This window comes from Kitasatospora putterlickiae (assembly GCF_039527695.1).
Classification (GTDB): Bacteria; Actinomycetota; Actinomycetes; order Streptomycetales; family Streptomycetaceae; genus Kitasatospora; species Kitasatospora putterlickiae.
Genome location: NZ_BAAAKJ010000435.1, coordinates 14,406 through 29,272 on the forward strand (window position 1 = coordinate 14,406; position 14,867 = coordinate 29,272).

At 71.3% G+C, this 14,867-nt stretch carries 10 protein-coding genes, 2 tRNA genes and 1 pseudogene; all 13 read right to left on the reverse strand.

Going from position 1 to position 14,867, the window contains the following annotated elements; translation table 11 throughout:
- Window positions 1–10: 10 nt before the first annotated feature.
- Window positions 11–83, reverse strand: a tRNA-Ala gene (locus ABD308_RS35750).
- Window positions 84–274: 191 nt separating this feature from the next.
- On the reverse strand, window positions 275–403 hold the full coding sequence (locus ABD308_RS35755; protein ID WP_014137031.1) for a DLW-39 family protein: 129 nt from the start codon (window positions 401–403) through the stop codon (window positions 275–277).
- Between the two features lie 257 nt (window positions 404–660).
- Window positions 661–1,011, reverse strand: coding sequence for a DUF6191 domain-containing protein (locus tag ABD308_RS35760; RefSeq protein ID WP_344344256.1), 351 nt, complete (start codon window positions 1,009–1,011; stop codon window positions 661–663).
- A gap of 138 nt (window positions 1,012–1,149) precedes the next feature.
- A tRNA-Ile gene (locus tag ABD308_RS35765) sits at window positions 1,150–1,226 on the reverse strand.
- A 16-nt stretch (window positions 1,227–1,242) separates the two neighbouring features.
- Entirely contained in the window at window positions 1,243–2,649 is a 1,407-nt protein-coding gene (locus ABD308_RS35770; RefSeq protein WP_344344258.1) for a class I SAM-dependent methyltransferase, read from the reverse strand.
- Between the two features lie 204 nt (window positions 2,650–2,853).
- Entirely contained in the window at window positions 2,854–3,510 is a 657-nt protein-coding gene (locus ABD308_RS35775) for a DUF3566 domain-containing protein (protein ID WP_344344260.1), read from the reverse strand.
- 233 nt (window positions 3,511–3,743) lie between these two features.
- Complete coding sequence (gyrA, locus tag ABD308_RS35780; RefSeq protein ID WP_425554934.1) at window positions 3,744–6,347, reverse strand: DNA gyrase subunit A; 2,604 nt, start codon at window positions 6,345–6,347, stop codon at window positions 3,744–3,746.
- Between the two features lie 53 nt (window positions 6,348–6,400).
- Entirely contained in the window at window positions 6,401–8,431 is a 2,031-nt protein-coding gene (gene gyrB / locus ABD308_RS35785) for a DNA topoisomerase (ATP-hydrolyzing) subunit B (protein WP_344344262.1), read from the reverse strand.
- A gap of 262 nt (window positions 8,432–8,693) precedes the next feature.
- A complete protein-coding gene (locus ABD308_RS35790; protein WP_344344264.1) occupies window positions 8,694–9,215 on the reverse strand; it encodes a DciA family protein in 522 nt (173 codons plus the stop codon).
- Between the two features lie 178 nt (window positions 9,216–9,393).
- Window positions 9,394–10,527: a DNA replication/repair protein RecF gene (gene recF / locus ABD308_RS35795; RefSeq protein ID WP_344344266.1), complete on the reverse strand. Its 1,134-nt coding sequence runs from the start codon at window positions 10,525–10,527 to the stop codon at window positions 9,394–9,396.
- A 42-nt stretch (window positions 10,528–10,569) separates the two neighbouring features.
- Window positions 10,570–11,466, reverse strand: a pseudogene (gnd, locus tag ABD308_RS35800) (phosphogluconate dehydrogenase (NAD(+)-dependent, decarboxylating)); the annotation flags it as partial.
- 190 nt (window positions 11,467–11,656) lie between these two features.
- On the reverse strand, window positions 11,657–12,787 hold the full coding sequence (gene dnaN / locus ABD308_RS35805; RefSeq protein ID WP_344344268.1) for a DNA polymerase III subunit beta: 1,131 nt from the start codon (window positions 12,785–12,787) through the stop codon (window positions 11,657–11,659).
- Between the two features lie 952 nt (window positions 12,788–13,739).
- On the reverse strand, window positions 13,740–14,867 hold a 1,128-nt coding region (gene dnaA / locus ABD308_RS35810), incomplete at its 5' end, for a chromosomal replication initiator protein DnaA (protein ID WP_344344270.1).

A 14,867-nucleotide genomic window follows, 5' to 3' on the forward strand; every position in this document is an offset into this window, starting at 1 on the left:
GAGCACACTGTGGAGCTTAGGAGACTCGAACTCCTGACATCTGCCTTGCAAAGGCAGCGCTCTACCAACTGAGCTAAAGCCCCGGGGCGGCACCAGGCCGCACCGCCGGACACTAGCGTACCCGGTTCCGGTACCGATCCGGTGCCTCGTCCCGGCACTCCCGCCGTGCGGAGCCGGAACGTCCGACCGTCCCGGTCACCCGACCGGGAGGGCCGGCCCTGGAGGCGCCGCCCGGCGCCTCCGAAGACTGTCGATCGTCAGATCGTCGGGGGCCTCAGCGACCGGCCGGGACCGGGTCGGTGGCCTCGGTCCACAGGTCCTGCTCGGCGCGGTCCGCCTGGACCTGACGGTAGACAAAGAAGCCGCCGAGGGCGACCAGGGCGACCAGGAGAAGCTTCTTCACCGCGGGACCTCGTCCTTCTTGCGTTGACGGACTCAGCAGCCGGGCGCCGATCGTTCCGATCGGGCCGACGAGTCCGTGGTTGTGTTACGAGCACGAACGGGCGGTCGGGATGCCGGACTGCCCTTGCGGCCGATGATACACACCGGTGTCCCAATCGTGACCAGCCACCGCTGCCTCCAACCGACCCGTCCGGCCGGAGGATTGACGCCACACCTCCTGTCGTACGGTCGGCCCGGCACGGAGCCCGCGCGGAGCCGTCACCGTTCCCGCCCACCGGACGCCCCGGCGGGCCCGGCCGGCCCGGTCGGCGGCACCACCACCGCCACCCCGGACGCCAGGTCCACCCGGGTGCGCGGCGGGGCCCCGTCGCCCTCCTCGTCGCGCAGCATCAGGGTGCTCCGCCGCTCGTCCAGCTGGTGCTGCTTGCCGGCCGCGAACTGCGCGTGCAGCTGCTCGAAGCCGGTCGCCGAGATCTGCCCCTCCCGCCCGGTCCCCCGCCACGGCACCAGCCGCGACCGGCGCGCCCTGAGCGCGAGCTGGTCGACGAAGGCCAGCACCACCAGCACGCAGACCAGGCCGGGAATGGTCATCGCGAAGACCAGAGCCATTGCGCCACCGCCTCACCGTCGGACGCCGCCGGGCCGGACCCCGGCCCCACCGGTAGAACAACCGGCCGCCGCCGGTGGTTCCGGGAACGGGCGACGAAACGCCGAAGGGCCCGGAGCGGTGCTCCGGGCCCTTCGCGGTGGTGGGGCTAACAGGACTTGAACCTGTGGCCTCTTCCTTATCAGGGAAGCGCTCTAACCGTCTGAGCTATAGCCCCTTGCCGCACTGAAAGATTAGCGGACCGATCCCCGATCCCCCAAATCCGTTACGGCCGGGCCCGCGCCCGGGCCCTCCGGGACGGGCAGGTCGGAGGCCGTGCCGGCGACGGCACCGGGAACGGCCAGCCACTCGGCGCGGGTCGCCGGGAGGTGCGCGGCGCCGTCGGCCGCGGTGCGCACCGCGAGGATCTGGTTGACCCCGATCCGGTTCTCCTCGAAGGCCAGCGCGGAGGCCGCCATGTAGAGCCGCCAGACCCGCGCCCGGCCGCGCCCCACCAGCCCGACCGCCTCCGTCCAGCGCGCCTCCAGGTTGGCCACCCACTCACGCAGGGTCAGCCCGTAGTGCTCGCGGAGCGACTCGACGTCGCGCACCTCGAAGCCCGCCTCCTCCAGCCGGGAGACGGTGGAACCGACCGGCGACAGTTCGCCGTCCGGGAAGACGTAGCGGTTGATGAACGGGCTGGGCCGGTAGGGCTCACCCGGATGGTCGGGACGGCGGGCGATCTGGTGGTTGAGCAGCCGCCCCCCGGGCACCAGCAACCGGTACAGGCCCTCCGCGTACACCCGGTACTGGGCCTCGCCGACGTGCTCCGCCATGCCCACGCTGGAGATCGCGTCGAACGGGCCGTCCGGAATCTCCCGGTAGTCCTGGAGCCGGATCTCCACCCGGTCCGCCAGGCCCGCCTCCTCGACCCGCCGCCGCGCCAGCGCGACCTGCTCCTCCGAGATCGACACACCGACCGCCGTCACCCCGTAGTGCCGGGCGGCGTGCAGCACCAGCGAGCCCCAGCCGGAGCCCACGTCCAGCAGCCGCATCCCGGGCCGCAGGCCGAGCTTGCGGCAGATCAGGTCCAGCTTGGCCTCCTGCGCCGCCTCCAGGCTCTTCGCGGCGGGCTCCCAGTACGCGCACGAGTAGACCAGCGAGGGGCCGAGCACCAGCCGGTAGAAGTCGTTGCCGACGTCGTAGTGGTGGTGGATGGCCGCGCGGTCCCGGCCGCGGCTGTGAAGCCGCCCCCGGCCCACCGGGGCCTCCTCCGGCGGCGGCACCGGCTCGGGGCCGAGCACCCCGGCCCGCAGCAGCGCGCCCGCCACCCGGCGCCCCCTGGCGCCCAGCACCTCGCCGGGGCCGAGCCGCAGCCGGCGGACCTCCGGGCGCTCGGCGAAGTGCGCGACGGCCCGCAGCACGTCGTACAGGTCGGTGCCCGGGGCGACCTCCAGGTCCCCCGAGACGTAGGCGCGGGCCAGGCCCAGCTCGCTCGGCCGCCAGAGCAGCCGGCGCAGCGCCCGGCGGTTGCGCAGCACCACGGTGGGCGCCCCCGGCGGTCCCCCGACGCTGCCGTCCCAGGCCCGCACCCGCAGCGGCACCGGGACCCCCAGCAGCCCGTCCAGGGCCTCGACCAGCCGCCTTGCGATCTCCGCCATCGCGTGCCTCCGTCCGCCGTGCCTGAGCAGGCTAAGCCCACCGTCGCCCCGGCCCGTCCGGGCGGCGCGCCGCGCACGGCGGCTGTCACCCGAAATGCCGACGGGCCCCACCGGCTGCAACAGCCGGTGGGGCCCGGTGATTCCGTCCGCGAACGGAAGGCCCCCGCCGAGGAGGGGAACTGATCCGGGGTCACGCCCCCGGGATCAGTCCTCCTCGGCCAGGGTGAGCTCGATGCCGCCGGTGAAGCCGGCCGCCGCGTTGTAGATGAACGCCGAGAGGGTGGAGAGCGCGGTCAGCAGCACCACGTCGACCACGGCGATCAGCGAGGTGAAGGTCATCACCTTGCCGAAGCCCACGTAGTCCATGATGTTCAGGCCGCCGCCGTTGTTCTCCGAACCGGTGACGTCCTTCAGGGTCTTGCCGAGCGAGTCGAAGACGCCGAGCGAGTCCAGCGTCATCCACAGCACCGCGGCCGCCACGATGATGATGATCCCGACGGCCAGCGACAGCAGGAAGCTGACCTTCATGACCGACCACGGGTCGGCCTTGGTCACCCGCAGCCGGGCCTTCCTGGTCCGGCCCAGGCCGCCGGCGGGCGCCGGCGGGGCGGCCGGTCGGCGCGCACCCGCGACGGGCGTCCCGCCGGGCGGGGTGTTGCCGCCGCCGCCCCGGGTGCCCCGGGGCGGGGTCGGCTGCCCCTTGGCGTAGGTGGTCGGCTGCGAGAAGCCGCCCGTGGCCGCGCCCGCGCCCGCCGCCGGGGGCGCCGGCTGGCCGCCGTACGTCCCGCCCTGGCCCGCCCCACCGACCGGGGGCATCAGCGAGGTGGACGCGGCCGGGTGCTCGGCCGGCGGCTGCGGCACGCCGTACGCGCCGCCTTGTGCTGCGCCCGGACGGCCGCCGGTGGCGCCTCCCCCAGCACCCGTGGCTCCACTCACTGGTCCTCCCGCACTTCCCACCAGGACGGCCGTACCGCCCTGCTTCGTCACTCGTCATCCAGCGCCCGGCGGGATTGCCCGGAACTGGTCGGCGGCCGGCACCGCCACGCCGTGTACGAATGTACGGACGTGACGGTACCGGCCGACGCGGTACGAGGTCAGGCCTGGGCGGTCCCGCCGCCCGGCGCCGTCTCCGTACCCTCGGCCACCTCGGTGGACTCGGTGCCCGCCACCTCGTCCTCCACCGACTCCTCGTCCTCGGCCTCCGCGTTGCGGGCCATGCCCACGACCGCATCGCGCTTGCCCAGGTTGATCAGTTGGACGCCCATGGTGTCACGTCCGGTTTCACGAACCTCGGAAACCCTCGTGCGGATCACTCCTCCGGACAGGGTGATCGCCATGATCTCGTCCGTTTCGTCGACGACGAGCGCGCCGACCAGCGAGCCCCGGCCCTCGACGATCTTCGCCGCCTTGGTGCCGTAGCCGCCGCGTCCCTGGACACGGTACTCGTCCACCCCGGTGCGCTTGGCGTAACCGCCGTCGGTCGCGGTGAAGACAAAGGTGCCCGGACGGACCACGTTCATCGAGAGCAGTTCGTCGTCCTCGCGGAAGGCCATGCCCTTGACGCCGGAGGTGGCGCGCCCGGTGGAGCGCAGCGCCTCGTCCGTGGCGGTGAAGCGGATCGACTGCGCCTTCTTGGAGACCAGCAGCAGGTCGTCCTCGGCGGAGACCAGCTCGGCGCCGATCAGCTCGTCGTCCCGGCCCTCCTCGTCCTGGCGCAGGTTGATCGCGATCAGGCCGCCGGAGCGCGGGGAGTCGTAGTCCTTCAGCGGGGACTTCTTCACCAGGCCGGCCCGGGTGGCGAGGACCAGGTAGGGCTTGTCCTCGTAGGTGCGGACGGCCATCACCTGGGCGATCTGCTCGTCCGGCTGGAAGGCCAGCAGGTTGGCCACGTGCTGGCCGCGGGCGTCGCGCCCGGCGTCCGGCAGCTCGTAGCCCTTGGCGCGGTAGACCCGGCCCTTGTTGGTGAAGAACAGGATCCAGTTGTGCGTCGTCGTCACGAAGAAGTGGTCGACGATGTCGTCCTGCTTGAGCTGCGCGCCGCGCACGCCCTTGCCGCCGCGCTTCTGCGAGCGGTAGAGGTCGGAGCGGGTGCGCTTGACGTAGCCGCCGCGGGTGATCGTGACGACGATGTCCTCCTCGGCGATGAGGTCCTCGATGGAGAGGTCGCCGTCGGAGGGGATGAGGGTCGAGCGCCGCTCGTCGCCGTACTTCTCGACGATCGCGGTGAGCTCCTCGGAGATGATCCCGCGCTGGCGGGTCGGCGAGGCCAGGATCGTGTTGTACTCGTCGATCTTGCGCTGCAGCTCGTCGTGCTCGTCGGTGATCCGCTGGCGCTCCAGGGCGGCCAGCCGGCGCAGCTGCATCTCCAGGATGGCGTTGGCCTGGAGCTCGTCGATCGAGAGCAGCTCCATCAGGCCGGTGCGGGCGGCGTCGGCGCTCGCCGAGGCCCGGATCAGCGCGATGACCTCGTCGATCATGTCCAGGGCGCGCAGCAGCGCGCGCAGGATGTGGGCGCGCTCCTCGGCCTTGCGCAGCCGGAAGGTGGTGCGCCGGACGATGACGTCGACCTGGTGGTTGACCCAGTGCCGGATGAAGGCGTCCAGCGACAGGGTGCGCGGCACGCCGTCGACCAGGGCCAGCATGTTGGCGCCGAAGTTGGTCTGCAGGTCGGTGTGCTTGTAGAGGTTGTTCAGCACGACCTTGGCGACCGCGTCGCGCTTGAGCACGATCACCAGGCGCTGGCCGGTGCGCGAGGAGGACTCGTCGCGCACGTCGGCGATGCCGGCGACCCTGCCGTCCTTGACCAGGTCGGCGATCTTCAGCGCGAGGTTGTCCGGGTTGACCTGGTAGGGCAGCTCGGTGATCACCAGGCACTGGCGGCCCTGGATCTCCTCGACCTCCACCACGGCCCGCATGGTGACCGAGCCGCGGCCGGTGCGGTAGTACTCGTCGATGCCGCGGCGGCCGACGATCAGCGCGCCGGTGGGGAAGTCCGGGCCCTTGATCCGCTCGATCAGGGCGTCCAGCAGCTCCTCGTGGGAGGCCTCCGGGTGCTCCAGGTACCAGAGCGCGCCGGAGGCGACCTCGCGCAGGTTGTGCGGCGGGATGTTGGTGGCCATGCCGACCGCGATGCCGGTGGCACCGTTGACCAGCAGGTTGGGGAAGCGCGCGGGCAGGACGGTGGGCTCCTGCGAGCGGCCGTCGTAGTTCGCCGCGAAGTCGACGGTCTCCTCGTCGATGTCGCGCATCATCTCCATCGCCAGCGGCGCCATCTTGCACTCGGTGTAGCGCATGGCCGCGGCCGGGTCGTTGCCCGGGGAGCCGAAGTTGCCGTTGCCGTCCACCAGCGGCATCCGCATCGACCACGGCTGGGCCAGGCGGACCACGGTGTCGTAGATCGAGGTGTCGCCGTGCGGGTGGTAGTTGCCCATCACGTCGCCGACGACGCGGGCGCACTTGTAGTAGCCCTTCTCGGGGCGGTAGCCGCCGTCGTACATCGCGTACAGCACGCGGCGGTGCACCGGCTTGAGGCCGTCGCGCACCTCGGGCAGGGCCCGGCTGACGATGACGCTCATCGCGTAGTCGAGGTACGAGCGCTGCATCTCGGTCTCGAGCTCGACCGGCTCGATCCGCAGGGCCACCGCGGTGGCCTCGGGGGTCTCGGGCTGCTCGCCTTCGGGACGGTTGTCGTCGACCACTGGTGGTCAGTTTCCTTTCACGCGGACTGGTACGTGCGGGCCTGCGGGAGGCGTCACACGTCCAGGAAGCGGACGTCCTTGGCGTTGCGCTGGATGAAGGAGCGGCGGGCCTCGACGTCCTCGCCCATGAGGACGGAGAACAGTTCGTCGGCGCGGGCGGCGTCCTCCAGGGTGACCTGGAGCAGCAGGCGGTGGGCCTGGTCCATCGTGGTGACCCGGAGCTCCTCGGCGTTCATCTCGCCGAGACCCTTGAACCGCTGGATCGCGTCGTCCTTCGGCAGCCGGCGCCCGGCGGCCACGCCCGCCGCGATCACGGCGTCGCGCTCGCGGTCGGAGTAGACGTACTCGAAGTCGTCCTTGCCCCACTTGATCTTGTAAAGCGGCGGCATCGCCAGGTACACGTAGCCGGCCTCGACCAGCGGCCGCATGAAGCGGAACAGCAGGGTGAGCAGCAGGGTGCGGATGTGCTGTCCGTCGACGTCGGCGTCGGCCATCAGCACGATCTTGTGGTACCGCAGCTTGGACTCGTCGTAGTCCTCCTGGATGCCGCAGCCGAAGGCCGAGATCAGCGCCTGGACCTCGGTGTTCTGCAGCACCTTGTCGATCCGGGCCTTCTCGACGTTCAGGATCTTGCCGCGGATCGGGAGGATCGCCTGGATGCGCGGGTCGCGGCCCTGCTTGGCCGAGCCGCCCGCGGAGTCACCCTCGACGATGAAGATCTCGCACTCGGACGGGTCCTTGGACTGGCAGTCGCTGAGCTTGCCGGGCAGCGAGGCGGACTCCAGCAGGCCCTTGCGGCGGGTGAGGTCGCGGGCCTTGCGGGCGGCGACGCGCGCGGTGGCGGCCTGGATGGACTTGCGGATGATGTCCGCGGCCTCGTTGGGGTTGCGGTCCAGCCAGTCGTTCAGGTGCTCGTGGACGACCTTCTGGACGAAGGTCTTCGCCTCGGTGTTGCCCAGCTTGTCCTTGGTCTGGCCCTCGAACTGCGGCTCGCCGAGCTTGACCGAGATGATCGCGGTCAGACCCTCGCGGATGTCCTCGCCGGAGAGGTTGTCGTCCTTCTCGCGGAGCAGCTTCTTGTCCCGCGCGTAGCGGTTGACCAGGCCGGTCAGCGCGGCGCGGAAGCCCTCCTCGTGGGTACCGCCGCCGTGGGTGTGGATGGTGTTGGCGAAGGAGTAGACCCCCTCGGTGTACGAGGAGTTCCACTGCATGGCGATCTCCACCGAGATCGCCTTGTCCTTGTCCTCCGCCTCGAAGTCGATCACCGAGGGGTGGACGACCTCGCCCTTGCGGGAGTTGAGGTGGGCGACGAAGTCGGCGATGCCGCCGTCGTACTTGTACGTGACGGAGAGCGGCTTGCCCTCCTCGTCGACGTGCTCGGGGCGCTCGTCGGTCAGCGCGATGGTCAGGCCCTTGTTGAGGAACGCCATCTCCTGGAACCGGCGGGAGAGCGTCTCGAAGGAGTAGACCGTGGTCTCGAAGATGTCCGGGTCGGCCCAGAAGGTGACGCTGGTGCCGGTGTGCTCGGCGGCCTCGTGCCGCGACAGCGGGGCGACCGGGGCGCCGGCCTTGTACTCCTGCGTCCAGCGGTGGCCGTCGGTGTGGATCTCCACCGCGAGCCGGGTGGAGAGCGCGTTCACCACGGAGACGCCGACGCCGTGCAGACCGCCGGAGACCGCGTAGCCGCCGTTGCCGAACTTGCCGCCCGCGTGCAGAACCGTCAGCACGACCTCGACGGCGGGCTTGCCCTGGCCCGGCATGATGCCGACCGGGATGCCGCGGCCGTTGTCGACCACGCGCACGCCGCCGTCGGCCAGCAGCGTCACGTCGATGGTGTCCGCGTGCCCGGCCATCGCCTCGTCGACGGAGTTGTCCACGATCTCCTGCACCAGGTGGTGCAGGCCGCGCTCACCGGTCGAGCCGATGTACATGCCGGGGCGCTTGCGGACGGCGTCGAGGCCCTCCAGCACCTGGATGGCGCTCGCGTCGTACGACCTGTCGGACTGGTCGGTCTGGTCTGGGATCTGGCTGGGGTTGCCGGAATCGGCCACGAAGCGCCCTCTCTGGCACAGCGCGGGCCGCATCCCCGCTCCCTCTACGGGCGGGCGTGCGACCACGGCGTTTCGACTCGGTTGCCACTAGCAACAGTGTTTGGCCCCCAGTCTACCGGTACGACTGACATCGATGGGCGTTTGGCAGCCTCTGAGGGCAGAAATGCCGCCCTGAATCCCCTCGGGACATGTCCCGATACTCGACCGGGGGGCTCAGACCGCCTGGCAGGGCCGTCAGGGGTTCCGGAGGATCACGGTCCGCTCCCGGCCGGGGGCACCCCGGAGCCGGCCGCCCTCATCCCCAGGTGTCGCCCGGGCCCTTGCTGCCGGGGGCGCGCAGCCGGCCGTAGCCGCGCACCGGGGCGGCGGGGCCGAGCACCTTGATCGTGCGGACCGTGCCGTGGCCCAGCTCATGATTCAGACGGGCCACCAACTGCCGGGCCAGCCAGCGGAGTTGGGTGGCCCAGGCGGTGGAGTCGCACTGCACCGTGAGCACCGCGGCCTCGTCGTCGTAGGCGGTGGGCGTGCAGTGCGCGGCGATGTCAGGACCGACGATCTGGGGCCAACGGCCCATCACCCCGCCGACCGCGGCCGAGGACTCCCAGCCGCGCTCGGTCAGCAGCCGGGTCAGCGCCGCCCCCAGCGGCACCGGGTCGCGCCCGTCCGAACGGGCCCCGCTGCGCAGGCCGTGCCGCTTGGCCTCGCGCTTCTCGCGCACCTGCTCACCGCGCTGGCGGGCCTGCGCCCGGGCCGCCCGCAGCGCCGAGCGCGCCAGGTCGGCACCGGTCGGCTCGGGGCGCTCCGTCGAATCGCTCACGGCGATCTCCTTATCCCCACCCTGTGGACAACGGTGAGCCGTCCAGCGTACGGGAGCCGGGCGGGCGCGCGGCGGCACGGGTGGGCGTTCCCGGGGGGTACGGACACGGGGTGTGCGAGCGACGGCGGACGTCGGTCGAGCGCGGTGGGGCGAGGGTCGGACGCGGTCGGGCGCGGGGTCAGCCGGTGACGCGCTGAACGGCGCCGTCGGCGACCGCGTACCGGGCGCCGGCCAGCGCCTTCGGGACGTCCTCGGCCACCGCCGCGGTCACCAGCACCTGCTCGCCGCCGGCCACCAGCTCGGCCAGCCGGTCGCGGCGGGCGGCGTCCAGCTCGGCGAAGACGTCGTCCAGGATCAGCACCGGCTCGCCCCCGTCGGAGCGCAGCAGCTCGTACGACGCCAGCCGCAGCGCCAGTGCGAAGGACCAGGACTCGCCGTGGCTGGCGTAGCCCTTGGCGGGCAGCGGGCCGAGCTTGAGCACCAGCTCGTCGCGGTGCGGGCCGACCAGCGTGACCCCGCGGTCGACCTCCTGCTTGCGGACCGTGCGCAGCGCCTGCAGCAGCTGCTCCTCGGCCTGCTCGCGGCTGGTCGGCAGCTCGCCCTCGAAGGAGCTGCGGTACTCCAGCGCGGTCTCCCCGCCGCCCGGCGCGAGCTGCCCGTAGGCGGCCGTGACCAGCGGCTGCAGGGCGGCCACCAGCTGGAGGCGGAAGGCGGTGAGTTCGGCGCCGGCCTTGGCCAGGTGACCGTCCCAGACCTCCAGGGTGGAGAGGTCGGCGCCCTTGCCGCCGCCGGCCCGACGGGCCATCGCGGCGGTCTTCAGCAGGGCGTTGCGCTGCTTGAGCACCCGCTCGTAGTCCTGCCGGACCCCGGCCAGCCGGGGCGCCCGGGCGGTCAGCAGCTCGTCCAGGAAGCGCCGGCGCTCCCCCGGGTCGCCCTTGACCAGGGCCAGGTCCTCGGGGGCGAACAGCACGGTGCGCAGCAGGCCCAGCACATCGCGCGGGCGGACGTTGTCGGAGCGGTTGATCCGGGCCCGGTTGGCCTTGCCGGGGGTGATCTCCAGCTCGATCAGGGTGGAGCGGCCGCGGTCCACCACCGAGGTGCGGATCACCGCGCGCTCGGCGTCCAGCCGGATCAGCGGGGCGTCGGTGGCGACCCGGTGGCTGCCCAGGGTGGCGACGTAGCCGACCGCCTCGACCAGGTTGGTCTTGCCCTGGCCGTTGGGGCCGACGAAGGCCGTCACGCCCGGGTCGAGGGCGACCTCGGCCCGGGCGTAGGAACGGAAGTCGGCGAGCGACAGGTGCGCGACGTGCATGACGGTGGACTGCGCTCGCCTTCTGGGGAGGGTCTGCGGGGACTACTTCGACTCGACCGCGTGGCCGCCGAACTGGTTGCGCAGCGCGGCGATCATCTTCATCTGCGGCGAGTCCTCCTGGCGGGAGGCGAAGCGGGCGAACAGCGAGGCGGTGATCGCCGGCAGCGGCACGGCGTGGTCGATCGCGGCCTCGACGGTCCAGCGGCCCTCGCCGGAGTCGGCGGCCCAGCCCTTGAGCTTGGCCAGGTGCTCGTCGTCGTCCAGGGCGCGCACGGCCAGGTCAAGCAGCCAGGAGCGGATCACGGTGCCCTCCTGCCAGCTGCGGAAGACCTCGCGGACGTCGGTGACCTCGGGAGCGGCCTCAAGCAGCTCCCAGCCCTCGGCGAAGGCCTGCATCATCGCGTACTCGATGCCGTTGTGGACCATCTTGGCGAAGTGGCCGGCGCCGACCGCGCCCGCGTGCACCGAGCCGAAGTCGCCCTCGGGCTTGAGCGCGTCGAAGACCGGCTGGGCCTTGGCGACGTGCTCGGCGTCGCCGCCGTACATCAGCGCGTAGCCGTTCTCCAGGCCCCAGACGCCGCCGGAGACGCCGCAGTCGACGAAGCCGATGCCCTTGGCGGCCAGCGCCTCGGCGTGCTTGATGTCGTCGGTCCAGCGGGAGTTGCCGCCGTCGACCACCACGTCACCGGGCGAGAGCAGCTCGGCCAGCTCGTCCACGGTGGCCTGGGTGGCGGCGCCCGCCGGGACCATGACCCAGACGACGCGCGGGCCCTGCAGCTTGGAGACCAGCTCCTGGAGGCTCTCGACGTCGGAGATGTCGGGGTTGCGGTCGTAGCCGATGACGGTGTGGCCCGCGCGGCGGATCCGCTCGCGCATGTTGCCGCCCATCTTGCCGAGACCGATGAGGCCGAGCTCCATAGCCAAATCCTTACCTGTGGTGACGTCCCTGCGGGCGGCGCCGTTGCCGCGCCACCTTGAGCCTACGTGCTGGAGCGGAAGGGCCCCGCGCGGTCAGGCCGACCGGGGGAGGGTTCCACAGGTTTGTTCACAGGGCTGTGGACGGAGCCGTCGAACGAACGGCTCCCGGGCCGGTCCGGTGGCGGCCGGACGGCCCGGGAGCGGAGTCGGCTCAGCCCGAGAGGCGGACCGGCATGATCAGGTACTGGTACGCCTCGTCGGCCTCGGCGTCCACCGAGGCCTTGCCGCTGAGCAGCGCGGGCTTGGTCGGGGTGGTGAAGCTCAGCTGGGCGTAGGCGGAGTCGATGGCCTTGAGGCCCTCCTCCAGGTAGCCCGGGTTGAAGGCAATCGAGATGGCGTCGCCCTCCAGGGAGGCGTCGACCCGCTCGGTGGCCTGGGCGTCGTCGCCGGAGCCGGCCTCCAGGGTGAGCACGCCCTCCTCGAAGTTCAGCCGGACCGGGGTGTTGCGCTCGGCGACCAGGGAGACGCGCTTGAGGGCCTCCAGGAAGGGCTGGGTCTGGATCGCCGCGATCGCGTTGAACTCGGTCGGGAAGAGGCTGCGGTACTTGGGGAACTCGCCCTCCAGCAGACGGGTGGTGGTCCGCCGGCCCGCGCCCTCGAAACCGATCAGGCCCTCGCCCGCGCCGCCCGAGGAGAGCGCGATGGAGACGCTGTCGCCGCTGCCCAGGGACTTGGCGATGTCCTGCAGGGTCTTGGCCGGGACCAGCGCGACCGCCGAGATGTCGGACTGCTCGGGCTTCCACAGCAGCTCGCGGACCGCGAAGCGGTAGCGGTCGGTGGCGGCCAGGGTGATCCGGTCGCCCTCGATCTCGACCCGGACGCCGGTGAGCACCGGCAGGGTGTCGTCACGGCCGGCGGCCACGGCGGCCTGGCTGACCGCGGAGGCGAAGACGTCGCCGGGGACGGTGCCGGTCGCGGTGGGCATCTGGGGCAGGGCCGGGTACTCGTCCACCGGCAGGGTGGGCAGGGTGAACCGGGAGCTGCCGCAGACCACGCTGACCCGCTGGCCGTCGGTGGAGATCTCCACAGGCCTGTTGGGAAGGTTGCGCGAGATGTCGTTGAGCAGCCGGCCGGACACCAGCACGGTGCCGGCCTCCTCGATGTCGGCCTCCAGCTCGACCCGGGCCGAGACCTCGTAGTCGAAGCCGGACAGCGCCAGGCTGCCGTCCTGCGCCGTCAGCAGCAGGCCGGCCAGCACCGGCACCGGCGGCCGTGCCGGGAGGCTGCGGGCAGCCCAGGCCACCGCCTCCGCGAGGACGTCACGCTCCACCCGGAACTTCACCGGTAACCGCCTCCTGGATCGAGCGCTCCCGCTCGCACGTCTGGTTCTTCTGATCTTGGTCTTCGGTGCGGCTGACCGCGGAGCTCCGCCGCTCCGCTTCCAGTCGCCGAGGACAGTCTGACGTACTCCACCGACAGACGGGGCAGACGGGCGGAAGCAACTCGAACGGATGTCGGGGAGCGGTTGTCCACAGATTTCGAGCCCACCCGCTTTTGAACCAGGCGAACGGTCTATAGGTGTAGTGGTAGTAGTAGGGCCTGTGGAAACCGTGGAAAACCCTGTTTGCGCAGGTCAGACCCGGTTTTTTGTCCACAGGACCTGTGGATCGGGGCTGTGGACGAACACGCCCTCCTGTGGACGGCGGAGCGTTACCCACAGGGCACGCTGAGTATCCACAGGTTATCCCCAGCACCATCCCCAGATCCGGGCGTGGTTATCCACGGGCGCCGGTCAACTTTTCGTGACGGCTTTCACACCTGGGCATGAACGAGGGCGGAAGGTTGTCGAACTGTGGACACGCCTGTGGACAACCTGGGGATAACCCCGCCCTGCCTGGGGACAACCGGTGGACAACCCGGACGGCCCACTGACGGGACGACAATTGTCCACACCCTGTGGATAACGGTTGTGCACAAGTCCACAGGCACCTGACCTGCGCGGAAGAGCGTAGCGGCGGCGGCCCTGTGGAGGAATTCTGGATAACTTCCGGTCTCCCGGCCTGTGGATGACGGAGAACCGGCCCCACCTGTGGATTTCCGCCTCGCGCACCGGTGGCGTTCGAATCCCCGGTCAGATGTTCGGCGCGGACTGTGGACTGGCGGAGCGTCCGTCATCGCCATCCCTGCCCCGCCGGCCCGCCGTGCACACCTGTGGACATGCCGAAAGGGCGCCAGGATCGCTCCTGACGCCCTTTTCCGGCCACCGGGGCCCGGCCCCTCGACGGGGCGGCCGGCTAGCTCTTGATGCGGTTGGTCAGCTCGGTGACCTGGTTGTAGATCGAGCGCCGCTCGGCCATGAGTGACCGGATCTTGCGGTCGGCGTGCATCACCGTGGTGTGGTCGCGGCCGCCGAACTGCGCGCCGATCTTCGGCAGCGACAGGTCGGTGAGCTCCCGGCAGAGGTACATGGCGATCTGACGCGCGGTCACCAGTACGCGGCTGCGCGAGGATCCGCAGAGGTCGTCCACCCCGAGCCCGAAGTAGGCGGCGGTCTGCTGCATGATCACCTGGGCGGTGATCTCCGGCCCGGCGTCCTCGTCGCCGCCCGGGATCAGGTCCTTGAGGACGATCCCGGCCAGCTCCAGGTCGACCGGCGCCCGGTTGAGGTTGGCGAAGGCGGTGACCCGGATGAGGGCCCCCTCCAGCTCCCGGATGTTCCGGGTGATCCGGGACGCGATGAACTCCAACACGTCGGCGGGAGCGTTGAGTTGCTCCTGGATCGCCTTCTTGCGCAGGATCGCGATCCGGGTCTCCAGCTCCGGCGGGGTGACGTCGGTGATCAGTCCCCACTCGAAGCGGTTGCGCAGCCGGTCCTCCAGCGTGGTCAGCAGCCTGGGCGGCCGGTCGGAGGAGAGCACGATCTGCTTGTTGGCGTTGTGCAGGGTGTTGAAGGTGTGGAAGAACTCCTCCTGCGTGGACTCCTTGCTCGCCAGGAACTGCACGTCGTCCACGAGCAGGATGTCCATGTCCCGGTAGCGCTTGCGGAAGGTGTCCGCCTTGCCGTCCCGGATGGAGTTGATGAACTCGTTGGTGAACTCCTCCGAGGACACGTACCGCACCCGGGTGCCCGGGAAGAGGCTGCGCGAGTAGTGCCCGATGGCGTGCAGCAGGTGGGTCTTGCCCAGCCCGGACTCGCCGTAGATGAAGAGCGGGTTGTACGCCTTGGCCGGGGCCTCGGCGACCGCCACCGCCGCCGCGTGCGCGAAGCGGTTGCTCGCGCCGATGACGAAGGTGTCGAACAGGTACCTGGGGTTCAGCCGGGCGGCCGGCTCGTCCTTGCGGGAGCCGCCGGCCGGGGGCGCGCCGGGCGGGGCGGGCACACCGGGGACCGCCGGGCGGTCGGTGCCGCGCTCGGCGGGGGC